This is a genomic window from Flavobacterium aurantiibacter (assembly GCF_002251775.1).
GTDB classification, from domain to species: domain Bacteria; phylum Bacteroidota; class Bacteroidia; order Flavobacteriales; family Flavobacteriaceae; genus Flavobacterium; species Flavobacterium aurantiibacter.
In genome coordinates this window covers 12,790-28,706 of sequence record NZ_NOXX01000195.1, presented here as the reverse complement: position 1 = coordinate 28,706, position 15,917 = coordinate 12,790, and the positions used below count along the sequence as shown (strand labels likewise).

General features: G+C 37.1%; 16 protein-coding genes. 14 read left to right on the top strand and 2 right to left on the bottom strand.

Annotated elements, in window-relative coordinates; genetic code table 11:
* Positions 1–6 precede the first annotated feature (6 nt).
* From CHX27_RS08245 to CHX27_RS08180, 14 genes are all read left to right on the top strand, one after another.
* Positions 7–1,116 (top strand): glycosyltransferase, encoded by a 1,110-nt coding sequence (locus tag CHX27_RS08245; RefSeq protein WP_094486291.1) that lies wholly within the window; start codon positions 7–9, stop codon positions 1,114–1,116.
* Positions 1,113–2,279 carry a glycosyltransferase family 4 protein gene (locus CHX27_RS08240; RefSeq protein WP_094486290.1) on the top strand — a complete coding sequence of 389 codons (1,167 nt, stop codon included), beginning with the start codon at positions 1,113–1,115 and terminating at the stop codon, positions 2,277–2,279. Before CHX27_RS08245 ends, CHX27_RS08240 begins: the two co-directional genes overlap by 4 nt.
* Positions 2,280–2,281: 2 nt before the next feature.
* Positions 2,282–3,409, top strand: a complete 1,128-nt coding sequence (locus CHX27_RS08235; protein ID WP_133063439.1) for a glycosyltransferase family 4 protein — start codon at positions 2,282–2,284, stop codon at positions 3,407–3,409.
* Positions 3,399–4,013 carry a sugar transferase gene (locus tag CHX27_RS08230; RefSeq protein ID WP_094486288.1) on the top strand — a complete coding sequence of 205 codons (615 nt, stop codon included), beginning with the start codon at positions 3,399–3,401 and terminating at the stop codon, positions 4,011–4,013. Before CHX27_RS08235 ends, CHX27_RS08230 begins: the two co-directional genes overlap by 11 nt.
* A 110-nt stretch (positions 4,014–4,123) precedes the next feature.
* A complete protein-coding gene (locus tag CHX27_RS08225; RefSeq protein WP_243388975.1) occupies positions 4,124–4,345 on the top strand; it encodes an acyl carrier protein in 222 nt (73 codons plus the stop codon).
* A 9-nt stretch (positions 4,346–4,354) separates the two neighbouring features.
* Entirely contained in the window at positions 4,355–5,416 is a 1,062-nt protein-coding gene (locus CHX27_RS08220; protein WP_094486286.1) for a 3-oxoacyl-ACP synthase III family protein, read from the top strand.
* 1 nt (position 5,417) lies between these two features.
* Positions 5,418–6,176, top strand: coding sequence for an SDR family NAD(P)-dependent oxidoreductase (locus tag CHX27_RS08215; protein WP_094486285.1), 759 nt, complete (start codon positions 5,418–5,420; stop codon positions 6,174–6,176).
* Between the two features lie 9 nt (positions 6,177–6,185).
* Positions 6,186–6,839, top strand: a complete 654-nt coding sequence (locus CHX27_RS08210; protein WP_094486284.1) for an acetyltransferase — start codon at positions 6,186–6,188, stop codon at positions 6,837–6,839.
* Between the two features lie 22 nt (positions 6,840–6,861).
* Positions 6,862–7,506 (top strand): MBL fold metallo-hydrolase, encoded by a 645-nt coding sequence (locus CHX27_RS08205; RefSeq protein WP_094486283.1) that lies wholly within the window; start codon positions 6,862–6,864, stop codon positions 7,504–7,506.
* Positions 7,499–8,074 carry a sugar transferase gene (locus CHX27_RS08200; protein WP_094486282.1) on the top strand — a complete coding sequence of 192 codons (576 nt, stop codon included), beginning with the start codon at positions 7,499–7,501 and terminating at the stop codon, positions 8,072–8,074. Before CHX27_RS08205 ends, CHX27_RS08200 begins: the two co-directional genes overlap by 8 nt.
* A 112-nt stretch (positions 8,075–8,186) precedes the next feature.
* Positions 8,187–9,329 (top strand): DegT/DnrJ/EryC1/StrS family aminotransferase, encoded by a 1,143-nt coding sequence (locus tag CHX27_RS08195; protein ID WP_094486281.1) that lies wholly within the window; start codon positions 8,187–8,189, stop codon positions 9,327–9,329.
* Between the two features lie 21 nt (positions 9,330–9,350).
* The gene (locus CHX27_RS08190) at positions 9,351–11,276 is read left to right on the top strand and encodes a polysaccharide biosynthesis protein (protein WP_094486280.1); all 1,926 of its coding nucleotides are present in this window, start codon (positions 9,351–9,353) and stop codon (positions 11,274–11,276) included.
* A gap of 47 nt (positions 11,277–11,323) precedes the next feature.
* Positions 11,324–12,094 carry a polysaccharide biosynthesis/export family protein gene (locus CHX27_RS08185; RefSeq protein ID WP_094486279.1) on the top strand — a complete coding sequence of 257 codons (771 nt, stop codon included), beginning with the start codon at positions 11,324–11,326 and terminating at the stop codon, positions 12,092–12,094.
* Positions 12,094–14,511, top strand: a complete 2,418-nt coding sequence (locus CHX27_RS08180) for a GumC family protein (RefSeq protein ID WP_094486278.1) — start codon at positions 12,094–12,096, stop codon at positions 14,509–14,511. The genes CHX27_RS08185 and CHX27_RS08180 overlap by 1 nt, the downstream gene beginning before the upstream one ends.
* Positions 14,512–14,867: 356 nt before the next feature.
* On the opposite strand, the gene CHX27_RS08175 is transcribed toward CHX27_RS08180, so the two are convergent.
* Both CHX27_RS08175 and CHX27_RS08170 read right to left on the bottom strand, forming a co-directional pair.
* Positions 14,868–15,608, bottom strand: a complete 741-nt coding sequence (locus CHX27_RS08175) for a tyrosine-protein phosphatase (protein WP_094486277.1) — start codon at positions 15,606–15,608, stop codon at positions 14,868–14,870.
* Between the two features lie 56 nt (positions 15,609–15,664).
* The gene (locus CHX27_RS08170; RefSeq protein WP_094486276.1) at positions 15,665–15,877 is read right to left on the bottom strand and encodes a hypothetical protein; all 213 of its coding nucleotides are present in this window, start codon (positions 15,875–15,877) and stop codon (positions 15,665–15,667) included.
* Positions 15,878–15,917 lie beyond the last annotated feature (40 nt).

Sequence of the window (15,917 nt, the reverse complement as noted above, 5' to 3'; positions counted from 1 at the left end):
TAGCTTATGGAGAAAATGACCAAAAAAAAAGTTTGTTTTTTAATTCCTTCAACAAAAGCTGGAGGTATTGAGACGTACTTATTGCGATTTTTAAGTTTTTTAGAGGGCAATTTAGAGGTTACGATTGTTGTTAGAAGCTCTACCCCGGGAGAATTACATAGCGACTATCTGACAACAAGAGCCAAGTTAATCTACAAACCGTTGGGTTATTTTTCTTTCAAAAATATGTATTCATATTTTCAATTCTTTAAGTCAAATAAATTCGATACCATTTGCGATTTTAATGCCAACTTTGCCGGAATACCGATGCTTTTGGCTAAACTAGCACGCACTAAAAATCGAATTGCCTTTTACAGGCAAGGCAGCCATCACTTTGCTCTCTCTTGGTTCCGATTGGCATACACCAACTTTTTGAATTTTTTAGTGCGAAATTTTAGCACAGCTATTTTTGCCAACTCTAAGGCTGCACTAGATTTCTTTTTTTCAAATTATTATGAAACGGATAAACGTTTTAAAGTAATTCGAAACGGAATCAATTTAGATGATTACAGATCGATCTCCCTTGAGGAGAAAAAACTACTAAGAGCTAAATTAGGTTTGCCCACAGACGGCATATTAGTTGGCCATACAGGGCGTGTTGCGCCTGCAAAGAACCATAGTTTTTTACTACAGGTTGCAGCGAAAATTATTGCCGAAAACTCAAACGTGTTTTTTGTTCTGATAGGAAATGAAACCGACAAACTATTACCCGAAATTGCCAATCTTGGTATTGCTAAGAATATAATTTTATTCGGTTATCGTTCAGATGTGCCTGATTTTTTAAAGTCGTTCGATATCTTTTTCTTTCCATCAGTCACCGAGGGCCAACCAAATTCTCTAATAGAAGCAATGGCGGCAGGTTTACCAATTGCAGCATCCAATATTCCTCCTATCAAGGAATGCTTACCAGAAGATACAACAAGTTGTTTGTTCGATCCCTATAATCCTGATGAAGCTGTAAACGTCATTCAAGGAATCTTCGACAAAAAAATTAACAGTAAATTCGCTGCGTTTGCCAAGCAATCTTTTGATGCACAGATTCAATTTAAAGAATTTAAAGAAACATTAGAGATATGAAAAAGGTATTGTTTGTTCACGATGGCCCTTTGTACGTCAATCCTGAGGAAACTCGATTTTATGGCATTCACTACAATAATAAATTAGTTGAGCGATATCTGTACTTCGGGGATTCAGTGACATTTCTGATGCGCAGTGAAACAATTGATGAAACAACAGCTTCTAAATACACCGAAATTACAAGAGAAGATTTTAACTTCACTGCAGTTCCAAATTTTAAGTCGCTTCGCAGTCGACATAACAAAGCTGCCGCAAAAGAAATTGTGAAGAAAGCAGTGGCAGAACACGATGTGATAATAATCCGTTTTCCCAGTGCCATCGGTGTTTTAGCATTTTATGAAGCCCGAAAACTCGGTAAGCCAATTTTGGCTGAAATGGTAGCCTGTGTTTTCGATGCGCTTTGGAATTACGATTGGAGAGGAAAAATTTTAGCCGTTTATAAATACTTACAATATAAAGTACATTTAAAGCGCACTACGCACACAGTTTATGTAACAAAAAAGTTTCTGCAAAATCGATATCCTTCTACTGCTAAATCGATTAACTGTTCTAACGTAGTTATAGAAGAAGTTCTTGAAGAGAATCTTCAAAAGAGGATTTCGAAAATTAAAGAAACAGATCTCAGTAAACTAACAATTGCCACAGTAGGTAGCTTAGATGTTGTTTACAAAGGTCAAGCAGATGTTTTGAAAGCAATAAAAATTCTGAAAGATCAAGGATTTATTTGCTACTATAAAATTGTCGGACAAGGAACAGGCAATAGGCTCGCTGCCCTAATCAATAAATACGGTTTGAACCACCAAGTGCAAATTGTAGGACCACTAAAACACAATGAGGTTTTTGATTTTCTAGACAGTATTGATTTATACGTGCATCCAAGTTATCAGGAGGGATTACCACGCGCAGTTATTGAAGCAATGAGCCGAGCATGCCCAATTCTTGGTTCCACAACAGGCGGAATTCCAGAACTTATTGAACCACAGTACATCTTTTCTACCCGAGATAGTAATCGGATTGCTCAGCTAATTAAGTCAACTACCAAAGAACAACTTGAAAGTCAAGCACGCTATAATTTTGAAGCGTCCAAAGATTACATCAAATCAAATCTGGATCAGCGACGCCAAGAGTTTTATGCCGAGTTCAAAAAAGAAATGAATCTATAAAAGTGAAAAAAGTCCTTTTTACAGCATCAATAGCGAAGCACATTTTGCGTTTTCACCTACCGTATCTCAACATGTTTAAAGATGCTGGCTTTGAAGTTCATGTTGCCTGTAATGATAACGATGAGATACCCGGAATCGACAAAAATTGGCTGGTGCCTTTTGTGCGAAGTCCTTTCTCTAAAGGTCATTATAAAGCTTTTACTGTCCTTAAAGAAATTATCGATAACGAAAACTTTACCATAATTCATTGCCACACTCCAATGGCAAGTTTGTTAACTCGTTTTGCCGCGAAAAATGCTAGAAACAATGGTACTAAAGTGATTTATACCGCGCATGGTTTTCATTTTTTTACTGGAGCTCCAATCATTAATTGGTTGACTTACTATCCTATAGAATTATACGCATCTCGATTTGCAGACGGTATTATTACGATTAATCGCGAAGATTTTGTTAGAATAAAAAAATTCGGTAACCAAAAAACAAAATATTTTGCAACGCCCGGTGTAGGGGTCGATAGCAGCAAATTTTTTCCGGTTTCTGAATCAGAAAAAGCAACTTTAAGAGCAAAATTAGGTTTTGCACCAGATGATTTTCTAATAACTTATGCTGCAGAATTTATTGACCGTAAAAATCACAAATTCTTAGTTAACTTCGTGAAGAAGTATGGCAGTTTGTATCCAAATTTGAAATTTTTATTTTGTGGAAGAGGGGTTTTACTTGATGCCATAAAGGCAGAAGTGGAGCATTTGAACCTTCAGAAGCAAATAGTTTTTCTAGGTTTTAGAAATGATATTGACGCCATTTTCAAAATGTCCGACCTCGGAATTTCAAGTAGTAAACAAGAAGGACTTGGTTTAAACCTTGTTGAAGAACAAATGTGCGGACTTCCAATTCTTGCCACGGTAGATCGCGGACATAAAGAAATAGTTATTCAAGGAGAGAATGGATTTCTCTACAAACAAGGTGATTTAGATGATCTTAACGTACACTTAAACAAATTATACAATGATAAGGCGCTGCGGGAGCGGATGGGCGCACAAGCGATAAAAACTGCTGCCAATTTTGAACTTTCCAACTGTTTAAGGGAAACAAAAATCATTTACAACCAATTTTTAAATAATGTTTTATAAAAACTATATTAAATATCCATTTGAGTTTCTACTGACGGTTTTATTCATTTTGATTTCGTCGCCTATTTTAATTGGTACAGCAGTTTTTCTACTGTTTGCAAATCGCGGAAGTATTTTTTTCTTGCAAGATCGACCAGGTAAAAATGGAAAAATTTTTAAAGTGATTAAGTTTAAAACGATGAACGACAAAAGGGGTAAGGATGGAAAATTACTGCCGGATCACATTCGGCTAACTACTGTAGGGAAAATAGTTCGAGCTACCTCTATAGATGAAATCCCCCAATTGTTTAATGTTTTGAAAGGCGATATGGCCTTGATTGGTCCTCGACCACTACTTGTAAAATATTTACCGCTATACACTCCTGAACAATTTCGCCGACATCAGGTGCGCCCAGGGATTACAGGTTGGGCTCAAGTAAATGGGCGTAATGCGATTTCCTGGTCACAGAAATTCGAATACGACGTATGGTATGTTGATAACCTTAGTTTTTGGCTCGACTTTAAAATTTTCTTTCTGACTCTAAGAAAGGTCTTGGTAAGAGAGGGAATTAATAGTGACGGGCAAGTTACTACTGAGCCTTTCCTAGGTAATGAAAAAAAATAACAGGATAAGTAATTTAGATAATTGCCTTGTACATTTTTTACTACTAAAATCGCTAATTAAGCTATCTTTGTTAAAACAACAGTCCGAACTTACTTAATTACAAATCAATTATGGAAGATTTTTTACAACTCATTACCGAAGTCTTGGAAATTGAAGACAGAACGATAACTGCAGAGGATCATTTTAAACAATTCGACGAGTGGGACTCGCTCGCAAGACTGTCGCTTATTGCCTCTATAGATGATCAATACAATGTTATCATCGACGACCAAACTTTTACAAAACTAGAGACTTTACAACAGCTATACGACGAAATTCAAGGTCGTATATAATTCTTTATCATGGCAAAACTATCTTTCACAAATATAGGAGTAACAGGTATTGCAGCTGCGGTTCCCAAAAATAAAATCATTAATCTCGAATACACAGAAAACTTTCCTGCTGAAGAAGTAAAAGATGTTATTGAAAAAGTTGGTATTTATGAAAGACGCTTTGCGCCTGCAGGAATGTGTTCATCTGATTTGTGTTTTGCCGCTGCAAATCAATTAATTTCGGATATGGCGATTGATCGTTCCGAAATCGACTTACTCATTTTTGTTTCTCAAACACCAGACTATAGAATGCCAGCAACTTCGGTCGTGCTGCAACACCGATTAGGCTTAGGAACGCACTGTGCAGCATTTGATATCAATCTAGGTTGTTCGGCATTTGTGTACGGCTTGTCGACCGTTTTTTCATTTATGCAATCTGGCGGATTTCGTAAAGCATTGCTACTCGACGGTGAGACGCGTTCTAGAGTATATTCTCCTAAAGATCGTAAAACAGCTTTTTTGTTTGGTGATGGTGGCGTTGCAGCAGTAGTTGAAAATGATCCAAAGTTTGGAGAAAGCCATTTTTCGTTACACTCAGATGGCTCGCTTTCCGATTTAATAAAAATGGATGCTGGCGGTTATCGAATGCCTAGTTCCCCGGAAACCTTAACTGAAAAGGTTGTCGATGAGCAAGGAAATATTCGAACTGATGAGCACGGCTATATGAACGGTCCAGATGTTTTTAATTTTGTCCTTAAAGAAATACCCTCAGATTTCAAACAGGTACTTGAGAGTTCGGGCAATACCATCGAAACAATCGATTACTTTCTGTTTCACCAAGCAAACGATTACATGAATTCATATCTCGCAAAGAAACTTAAACTAGATTTATCGAAAGTTCCAAGTTCTATTGCGCATTTCGGTAATACCTCTTCGGTTTCTATACCCCTCACATGGGTAAGTCAACTTCATGGAAAATTAGATGGTAAGAAAAAGCTTTTGCTGTGCGGGTTTGGTGTCGGAATGTCGTGGGCAACAGCACAAATAAACATTGATAACTGTTTGGTTTCAGAACTTTTAGAAGTAGAGTAAGATGCATAATCCCTTTTCACTAAAAGATAAAAATCTGATAATAACTGGGGCCTCATCTGGTATCGGTAGGCAAACAGCAATTGCCGCCTCTCAAATGGGCGCTCGAATAATCTTAATCGGAAGGTCTGAAACTGCACTTCAGCAAACCGCAGAACAATGCATTACAGAAACACGAGTTTTAAGTTTAGACATCACTAATTACGAGGAGGTGTCTGTGGCAGTTCCTAGCTGCATAGCCGAATTCGGTAAGATCGACGGTGTAGTCCACGCAGCAGGTATTTCGACCACACTTCCGCTGAAGAATATAACTGCTGAAAAAATGCAACCTTTTTTTGAAACAAATGTTTTTGCTGCAATACATTTAAGTAAAATAGTTTGTAGCGTTGGTAACTATAACAAATCTAGCTCGAGCATTATCTTTATTAGTTCGGTTATGGGCGTGGTAGGCGAGTTGGGAAAAACAATCTACAGCTTGACCAAAGGAGCTGTTATTGCGGGAAGCAAGTCGTTGGCGCTCGAATTAGCGTCTAAAAATGTACGAGTTAATGCAATTTCGCCCGGAGTAGTTGTAACTCCTATGAGCCAAAACGCGGTTTACACTCAGAATCAGGAAGCTTTTGAGAAAACAAAATCCTTGCATCCGCTCGGCTTAGGAGAACCAACCGACATTGCAAATGCATGCGTTTTTCTGCTCTCAGATGCTTCAAAGTGGATTACAGGAATAAATTTAATCGTCGACGGTGGTTACACCGCGAAATAATCATAAAAAATGAAGGTAGTTATTGTTGGTGCTGGCGGTCATGCAGCAGAATTGCAAGATTATATTTTGTATGGTAATCAGTACAATACTGCAAAAGAACCAATCGAAATTGTTGGTTTTATCGATGACAATCCCGACTCATATAACGCATACAGCTTTTCTGCACCATTTTTAGGAGCCATAAAAACCCACAATGTTTTAGATGCTTTCTACGTAATTGGCGTAGCAAACATTGCTTTTCGGCGCACTATTATCAGTAATTTACTTAGTCGTGGCGCTCAATTTATCAGCCTAATTCATCCAACGGCTATAGTTTCTCCTTCTGCAAAAATTGGACTAGGATGTGTAATTTCCCACAACAGTTCTATCGGTCCGAATGCTGTTTTAGGTGACTTTAACTTGATAAATTCGCGTTGTACCATTGGCCACGATACAAACATTGGAAATTATAATTTTTTATCCCCGCAAGTTGTTACAGGAGGTTTTTCCAAAATGGGCGATGAAAATTTTTTAGGAACGAATGCTGCGGTTTTGCCAAGAGTTATTTTAGGCAGTAACAATGTAGTTTCTGCAGGCATGATAGTTGAAAAATCAGTTGAAGACAACCAAACAATTTTTCATCGCTTTAAAGAGCGAATAACTATCGTTAAGACACAAGAGTAGTTGCTTTCGTTTCCAAAAGCTTATGTTTACAAACCGCTACCATATCGAAGTTTTTCTGAATTCACACCGAAAATCTAACTCATATTTGGTTCAATTTTCCGAGGAGCAAGCGGTATTAATTGATTGTGGAAACTTCGATAAAAAACTCCTTGCAGCTGCCTTGCAGTCAAAAAATCTATCTCTTTACGCGGTATTACTCACACACGAACATTCAGACCATGTAGTCGGTCTCGAGGAGGTTTTGGCCATTTACAATCCAAAGGTATATTGTACTCAAATTTGCCGTGAAAATATTGCAAATAGTAAGCTTAATTATTCCTTGTACACCGATTCTATCGAAACTTTCGAAGTTCATCTCAGTAGCCATGAACAGATAAATAACGAAGATATAATTCGTTTTGGGGAATTTGAACTTCAGGCTTTAGCAACCCCAGGCCACAGTCCGGCGAGTACGATTTTTTTTAATGATGAAGTTTGTTTTTCAGGCGATACTCTTCTCAATGAAAGCAAATCACCCTTGCTTTTTCCAAACTCAAACAAATCTGATTACGCAGTATCAGTTAGTCAAATTGAACAAAAGCTCAAAAAGGATTGTCTGATATTTCCCGGTCACGGTGAAAGCTTCACTTTTTCGCAATGGAAGTATAGAAGTACAGCACATGTCTAAACGAATCTTTGATATTTCATTCGCTTTCCTTGCTTTAATTCTATTAATGCCCATTTTGCTTGTCGCTTATTTAATGTGTTGCGCCGATACCCGTGCTAGCGGTTTATTCTTTCAAGAGCGAATAGGTTTACATGGAAAAACATTCCGAATAATCAAGTTTCGTTCAATTAATCCAAGAACGATGAATATTTCAACTTTTGGTAGCTTCATGCGATCCAGTAAAATTGATGAGCTGCCGCAATTTATCAATATTTTGATCGGTGAAATGTCGTTTGTTGGACCTAGACCCGATTTGCCAGGTTATTACGACTTGCTTCGTGGAAACGATCGAGCAGTCTTGCTATTAAAGCCCGGCTTAACCTCGGAAGCATCAATAAAGTATCGCAATGAAAGCGTAATGCTCGCAAAGCAAGCCGATCCGCTGAAATATAATGATGAGGTAATTTTCCCAGATAAGGTTCGAATGAATCTGGAATATTTGAGAACAAGTAATGTTTGTTACGATGTCGTAATAATTATAGCTACTGTTGTTCCCTTTTTTAGAAAATATCTTAAAAATCAGGTGTGAAATGATTAATTCAAGTGAATTACATGTCGTCCGTATACGAATTCTTGCATTTCAAACAATATTATTTGATTAGCATCAATCGTTTGGTTATTTTGCATAAAAATTAAAATCTATGAGTTTACAAAAGATTTGGCTTTCTTCTCCACATATGGGAGGTTCGGAATTATCATACATCCATCAAGCTTTTGATACAAATTGGGTAGCGCCTCTTGGGCCAAACGTCGAAGCATTTGAACAACAACTCGAATCTTTTATAGGTTCTGAGAAGTTTGTGGCAGCTTTGTCTTCAGGCACAGCTGCACTGCATTTAGCACTTGTTTTGTTGGGCGTAACTCACGGTGACGAGGTTTTGTGCCAAAGTCTTACTTTTTCTGCCTCGGCAAACCCAATAATTTACCAAGGTGCTAAGCCTATTTTTATAGACAGTGAGAATGAAACTTGGAATATTTGTCCGATCGCTTTAGAAGAAGCTATTTTGGATCGAATTAAGCTAGGTAAAAAGCCGAAAGCAATTATTGCTGTTCACCTGTATGGTGTTCCTTATCTGGTGGAGCGAGTCGCGGAAATTTCTCGAAAATACCAGATTCCAGTTATTGAAGATAGCGCTGAGGCACTTGGCAGCACCTATAAAGGGCGTCATTGCGGAACTTTCGGCGATTACGGAGCTCTTTCGTTCAACGGCAATAAAATAATTACTACCTCTGGTGGAGGTGCGTTAGTTGCGAATTCCCCTAAAGAAAAGTCGGATATAGTGTTCTATGCTACTCAAAGTAGGGATCAGGCGCCACACTACCAGCATTCTAAAATAGGATTTAATTACCGGATGAGTAATATCTGTGCGGGAATTGGTCGAGGCCAGATGGAAGTATTAGATAGTCATATAGCCAAAAGAAGGGCTATGAACGCATTTTACAAAGATTGTTTTAAAGACATTCCAGGTGTAGAGGTTTTTCAAGCAGACGAAACTGTTTCTGTTCCTAATTATTGGCTGTCGGCTATTCAAATTGATCCAAAACGAACAGATGGAAAAACACGTGAAGATCTCAGGCTGTTTTTCGAAAGTTTGAACATAGAATCGCGACCAATATGGAAACCAATGCATTTACAGCCCTTCTTTGAAAACGATCCGTTTTACGGCGGTACGGTGGCTGCCGATTTATTTGAAAACGGACTCTGCTTACCATCGGGTTCCAATTTACACGACAGTGATCGAGATAGAATTTCAACAGCAATTAGCAGCTTTTTCAATTCTTAATAACCTGAAATAGTATTAAACATGCGATTTTTCGACGATTTCACTATTGGGAAAACACTAAAAGATCTGAGCTATCTACCTAGGTGGATTGTCTTGCTTATAGACATGTTTATTGTTTTCTGTTGTGCATTATTTACTTTTTTGATGCTAACCGAAATGGAACGAAATTACGTTCATGGGAAGTATCTTGAAGTTATTGTGCCCTATTTTCTTCTCGTAAATTTGTTCTTTTTTTATGTCTTAAGAACGTATAGTGGAATTATTCGTCACTCATCTTTTATAGATGCTGTGAAGTTATTCTTGTCTCTATTTCTAACGCTCGTTGTTTTAGTAATTACCAACGGACTCTGTGATTTGATAATCGGGCAGAAGATTTTTATGAATGCAGGACTATTCATAAACTTTATTTTCACTTTTTGTGGCTTATTGTTATATCGAATCATTGTCCGTCAGACCTTCGAAGTATATCTGTCCGAAATTAAAGAGGAGGAGCTAATTCGAGTTTTAATTTTTGGCGCTGACGCCAATGCCATAAGCGTTGCAAATGCACTTAAATTAGAAAAGCCTGTTCGCTTCAAAGTCATTGGTTTTGTTGACAAAGATTATCAGTCCGGCACAAAACGAATTCTCAATCTGCCTATTTTGAGCTATTCCAAAAAGATATCAGCGCTAATGCGTAATCTAGATGCTGAAGGTTTAATTATTGCCGATAAGAGTCTTACTAAAGAGGAAAGTTTGTCTATAGTAGAAGATTGCTTAGAATATAATTTGAAAGTTTATTCTGTTCCCATAATTACCGATTGGGAAAATAAGAAGGAAATTTCGAAGAAAATCCAAAATTACAGTATTCAAGATTTGTTGGAGCGCAAGCCGATTGTTCTGGACATGCAGTCGATCTCTCAGCAATTAGATGGAAAAATTGTACTTATAACCGGAGCTGCAGGCTCTATCGGTAGTGAAATTGCTCGCCAGATCTCTAAGTTTAATCCAAAAAAACTAGTTTTATTGGATCAAGCTGAAAGTCCTTTACATAACTTAACTTTGGAGCTGCCGGCACTAAATACCGATATCGATTACATTCCAATTCTTGCAGATGTTCGAGATCGAGAATCACTTCGTTTAGTATTTGAACAGCATCAACCACAGGTCGTTTACCATGCAGCTGCATATAAACATGTTCCTTTAATGGAAGCAAATCCAGTTCAAGCAGTTAAGGTTAATGTTTTGGGTACAAAAAACATTGCAGACTTAGCGGTCGATTTTAAAGTTGAACGTGTGGTGATGGTTTCAACTGATAAAGCAGTGAATCCAAGCAACGTAATGGGAGCCAGTAAGCGTATTGCTGAAATTTATGTCCAGTCGTTTTTTAAGAGTTTTAATTTTAATAAAAACGTTTTCGCAACCAAATTTATTACCACTCGATTTGGTAATGTGTTAGGTTCTAATGGTTCAGTGGTGCCGTTATTTACTAATCAAATTAAAAGTGGCGGCCCAGTAACTATAACGCATCCCGATATCATTCGTTATTTTATGACCATTCCCGAAGCCTGTCAGCTTGTTTTGGAAGCGGGTTCGATGGGAAAAGGAGGAGAGATTTTTATTTTTGACATGGGTAAGCCCGTTAAGATTATTGATCTGGCTCGAAAAATGATTCGTCTGGCAGGGCTAAAACCCGACGAAGATATCGAAATCAAGATAATCGGACTTAGACCTGGAGAAAAGCTCTATGAAGAGCTATTAAATGATCAAGCCAAAACCTTGCCAACACACCATTCAAAAATTATGATTGCTACTGAAGAGTCTGAAAATTTTTATCTCGTTGAAAATCAAATTAACGACTTAGTCTGGGCAATCGAAACGGGTTCAAACAACTCAATAGTAAGTAAAATGAAAGAAATTGTTCCGGAGTTTAAAAGTTTGAATTCTCATTTTTCTAGATTAGACTAAAATGCTGCGGGTTTAAAGCTATATTTGCACAGTGAAAATTAATGCCTATGAAATTGTTGGTAAAGGTTACAGGTTTTTTGATGCTGATCTTATTATTAGGCAGCTGCGCCTCCAAAGAGCGGATTATCTACTTCAATAAAAATGTGAAGTATAATACAGTTGTAGATGAGAAGAACTATCTGCCTAGATTGAAAACTGATGACCTTTTGATGATTTTTGTCAATTCAAAAGAAACCGAAGCTGCTCTTCCATACAATTTACCTATCGCTAGTGTGAATATTAACGGCAATCAGCTCGCACAACAACAATTTCAATTATATCTTGTTGATTCTAAGGGGAATATTAATTTTCCGGGATTAGGGGAAGTTCAAGTCAGTGGAAAATCAAAACTCGAAATAGTTGATTCTTTAACAAAAGGCTTGCGGAAATTTATTAAAGATCCAATCGTTACCATTCGTATCATGAATTTTAAAGTGAGTGTCGAAGGTGAGGTTCAAAAACCGGGAACGATAAACTCTGTGGGTGAACGAATAACTATTTTAGACGCAATTTCTCAGGCTGGCGGAATGACAATCTACGGAAATCGATCAGAAGTTCTGCTGATTAAAGACATAGATGGAGTTAAGGAAATTAGAAAGGTTGATTTAACAGATGCAAATCTACTTACTTCTGATAATTACTATCTGTCGCAAAATGATGTTGTTTATGTGCAGCCAAACAGAACAAAAATAAATGCATCAGCTGTCGGGCCTAATACAACCGTGATTATTTCCGCTATTTCATTGCTACTAACATCCCTAGCATTATTGATACGTTAATGAAGACTAATTTTAATACGGAGAACCAAGAAAATAACCTACTTCAGCAGGCGTTTAGATATTTATTTTATTGGAAATGGTTCGCGCTTTTCGGGATCTTAGGAATTTTAGTTGCAACAATTTACCTCCGATATGCTGTTCCCGTCTATAAGGTTACCTCAAGTATCTTAATTAAAGATGATAAAAAGGGAGGAATTGCAACAGAATTGACCTCATTTGCCGACCTTGGTTCTTTCGGGGTAAAAAGTAACGTTGAAAATGAGATTGAAGTTATAAAATCGCGTAATATTATCGCGCGAACAATCAAAGAATTGCAACTTTGTATTAGGTACGAAAGCGAAGGTAGAGTAAAAAAAACGCAGATTTATGAAAATAATCCTGTAAAAATTGACTTTGTAGAAAAATCAGCAGACTTTGATGCTTTAGATACTGTATTCAGAATTAAACATTTAAACCCAACTTCATTCAAGTTAATTAGTGCAGTCGGTGAAAGTTCTCAAGTTTATCGTTACGGGCAAATCATCAAATCTAGATTAGGGACTCTAGTAGTTACTAATAATGAAGAAGTTCGTATTAAGTTTAAAACAGAGCCAATTCTTGTCGTGCATGTTATGCCATTAGAAAGAATGATTAACTTTTTTCAGGGAGGTCTGTCAGTTTCTCTGAACAAAGATGCAGCGAGTAGTGTTGTTAATATATCTCTTAATCATTCGATAAAACAACTGGCAATTGACTTCATCAACACGTTGATGCGTCAATACAATGATGATGCAGTTTCTGATCGAAATGAAGTTGCACGTAAAACAAGAGAATTCATCAACGATCGCTTAGCAACTATAACGAAAGAATTGGATAGTGTTGAATATAACTTAGAGAATTTTAAGTCATCTAATAAGCTAACAGATATTACTAGTGAAGCAGGTATTTTCTTAAGTAATGCCAGCGATTCCAGAAAAGAAAATATTACTTTAGAAACGGAGCTTATCGTATTGAAGTATGTTAAAGATTATTTAGCTAAGGCTGGAAAGTATGAGGTTATACCAGCAAACCTAATTCCAGAAGAAGGTGGAGGTGAGATCGCAACGCTAACAACCACATACAATACTTTGGTTAATAAAAGAAATAGAATTGCAGCTGCAGGGACCGACGAAAACCTGTTTCAAATAAATTTAGAGCAGCAAATCGCGGATTTACGTCAATCCTTAGAGAAAAGCATCGATACCTATAATACAGCTTTAAAAGTAAAATTAGAACAAGTTCGAGGTCAAGAAAATTTGGTGGATTCGAGAATCAAAAAAATACCCGGTCAGGAAAGGAAGTCTAGAAGTATTTCTCGAAACCAACAAATCAAGGAGACACTATACCTTTATCTTTTGCAAAAACGCGAAGAAAACGCAATTTCTCTAGCCGTTACTTCGCCAAATTCAAAAATAATAGATAAGGCCTACGTTCTTCCAAGTGCTGTTTCTCCTAAAAAAGAACTTATTCTAAGCGTGGGTTTAGTGGTTAGTCTACTTATTCCTTTTAGCTTTTTATACATCATGTTCATTTTAGATAACAAAGTTAAACACAGAGGTGATATTGAAAGCACAATTTCAATTCCTATAGTTGGTGACGTGCCAAACTCCGCAAATGAAAGTGAATTGGTTCAAATTAATAGCCGATCAAGTACGGCTGAAGCAGTAAGAATTGTTCGCACTAACCTTGACTTTCTTCTTGCTAATACAAAAGAAGGGGTTGCGAAGTGTATATTTATGACATCCACCTTGCCAAAAGAAGGGAAAACATTTATATCTGTGAACTTGGCCTCTACTTTTGCGATTTCTGGCAAGAAAACATTGTTAATGGGTATGGATATCCGCAACCCTAAATTAGATGATTTTCTACCTCAGATTAGCGGTGAACGCGGAATTACAAGTTATCTTTCTAACAAGGTAGCAAATATCGACGATTTAATAATAAAGATAGACGGGTACGAAAGTTTATATGTATTGCCAGCTGGTGTGATACCCCCAAATCCAGCAGAGCTTTTAATGGGTGGAAAAGTTGATGAAATGTTTGCATATCTAAAAGCAAACTATGATTACATACTTGTCGATACAGCTCCAGTTAGTTTAGTCACCGATACACTATTGATTGCCAAGCATGCTGATACGTTCATTTACGTTGTTCGTGCTAATTATCTCGATAAGCGTATGCTACGTGTTGCTCAGCTCATGTATGAAGGGCAGAAATTGCCTAATATGTCTATCTTATTAAATGATACCTCTTCGGCTAAGGGCTATGGTTACGGTTATGGGTATGGCTATGGTTACGGTTATGGGTATGGCTACGGCTACGGCTATGGCTACGGCTATGGGGTTGAGGAAGTGAAATTAACTTTTTGGCAGCGCTTACTGGCTATTTTTAAAAAGTAGATCAAATTTACTTATAAACTTGTATTGACATCTTAGGTGTTTTACGAATATTGTTTTGAGTAGCTGTGTTTTTTGGTCTTAAGCTCAATCTTTATTTCCCTCTTCGTAGGCAGTTGGTAATGTTAAAATAGTAAATTTAGGAATCTGTTTTTTTAAAAATCAGTCTCGAATTTACTCATTTTGATCTATGTGTTTTTCTAAAGATGCGCACTTTTTCTGCGCGAACGGGTGAAGCGGTATCCTTTTAAATTTTTCTCAAAAAATTTAAAAGATTTAGCGAAACACGTGACGGCGTTATGGTTTTTCTTTATGTATGTTTTTGGTGCCGGCGCGCCCAAATAAAAAATCCCTTCTTTCTAGATTTGAAAAAAGAGATTAGCGTTAATTATCTGCTGAAGTTCATCGGTTTTCTTTAAAAGAATATTTGATTTAAGTGCTTTGATGTGTCGTGAATGATGTACATCTGTGCCTACAAAATCATATAATTTGGCTTGAAGAAGTTCGTCAGCAGCGCGGTTTGGTCCTTGGCCATAGTATCCAGTAATAGACGCTAAATTAAGTTGAAATTTACAACCAACTTGTTTTAGTCTTTTGTACTCTGCCATATTTCCATGAAGAAAGCTATAGCGTTCAGGATGTGCCAGGATAGGTTTATATCCTTGATCCTGGAGCTCAAAAAGTAGTTCGTATAAATTTATAGGAGCAGCGATATACGACATTTCTACGAGTAGGTAACGGTCCTTGAGTGCTACAACTTTGTTTGTTTTAAGAAGCTCTCTAAATCTGTTATCGAGCATGTATTCAGATGATGCTCTAATCTTTGTTGCATCGATAGGTAAATTATCCTGCTTCTGCAGTGCTTGAAGACTTTGATTAACTTTTTCTGGGCTATTTTCCCAAACTCCTTGAATATTGTGAGGAGTTGCAATAAATGCGGAAATATTTAGTTCACTTAGTTCACAGAGAAGTTGCACAGATTGTTCTACAGTTGTAGCTCCGTCGTCGATACCTGGTAGAATATGGCTATGAATGTCAATAAATCCATCAGGTATGATATCTGCTAAAAAGAGTTTTTTACTTTTATTGAATATCCACATGGTATAAAAAAAAACACCAACATGTAATGTTGGTGTTGTAAGATATACAACTTAAATTAAGCCTTTACCGCTTTATTTTTCCTTAAATAATAGAAGGCAAATGCAAGCGCTGCAATTGAAAGGTAAATGATTTTCGAATTGATTGGTGCTGGCAGATCATCTTCCCCCCCTGTACTCGGGCCATCTGGGTTTGGTAACTGAGCAAATGAAGCAAAACTTACCGCAAACAGCATCAGAGTAAGTATAAATTTATTGTAGTTAATTCTCATAACACGCTACTTTTAGATTTTAAATTTTTTGTAAATGTAT

Coding starts and splice junctions, on each gene's coding strand:
- CHX27_RS08185 (WP_094486279.1), top strand. CDS start 11,324: ATGAAATTGTTGGTAAAGGTTACAGGTTTTTTGATGCTGATCTTATTA.
- CHX27_RS08245 (WP_094486291.1), top strand. CDS start 7: ATGGAGAAAATGACCAAAAAAAAAGTTTGTTTTTTAATTCCTTCAACA.
- CHX27_RS08225 (WP_243388975.1), top strand. CDS start 4,124: ATGGAAGATTTTTTACAACTCATTACCGAAGTCTTGGAAATTGAAGAC.
- CHX27_RS08215 (WP_094486285.1), top strand. CDS start 5,418: ATGCATAATCCCTTTTCACTAAAAGATAAAAATCTGATAATAACTGGG.
- CHX27_RS08195 (WP_094486281.1), top strand. CDS start 8,187: ATGAGTTTACAAAAGATTTGGCTTTCTTCTCCACATATGGGAGGTTCG.
- CHX27_RS08170 (WP_094486276.1), bottom strand. CDS start 15,877: ATGAGAATTAACTACAATAAATTTATACTTACTCTGATGCTGTTTGCG.
- CHX27_RS08240 (WP_094486290.1), top strand. CDS start 1,113: ATGAAAAAGGTATTGTTTGTTCACGATGGCCCTTTGTACGTCAATCCT.
- CHX27_RS08210 (WP_094486284.1), top strand. CDS start 6,186: ATGAAGGTAGTTATTGTTGGTGCTGGCGGTCATGCAGCAGAATTGCAA.
- CHX27_RS08200 (WP_094486282.1), top strand. CDS start 7,499: ATGTCTAAACGAATCTTTGATATTTCATTCGCTTTCCTTGCTTTAATT.
- CHX27_RS08175 (WP_094486277.1), bottom strand. CDS start 15,608: ATGTGGATATTCAATAAAAGTAAAAAACTCTTTTTAGCAGATATCATA.
- CHX27_RS08180 (WP_094486278.1), top strand. CDS start 12,094: ATGAAGACTAATTTTAATACGGAGAACCAAGAAAATAACCTACTTCAG.
- CHX27_RS08190 (WP_094486280.1), top strand. CDS start 9,351: ATGCGATTTTTCGACGATTTCACTATTGGGAAAACACTAAAAGATCTG.
- CHX27_RS08230 (WP_094486288.1), top strand. CDS start 3,399: ATGTTTTATAAAAACTATATTAAATATCCATTTGAGTTTCTACTGACG.
- CHX27_RS08205 (WP_094486283.1), top strand. CDS start 6,862: ATGTTTACAAACCGCTACCATATCGAAGTTTTTCTGAATTCACACCGA.
- CHX27_RS08220 (WP_094486286.1), top strand. CDS start 4,355: ATGGCAAAACTATCTTTCACAAATATAGGAGTAACAGGTATTGCAGCT.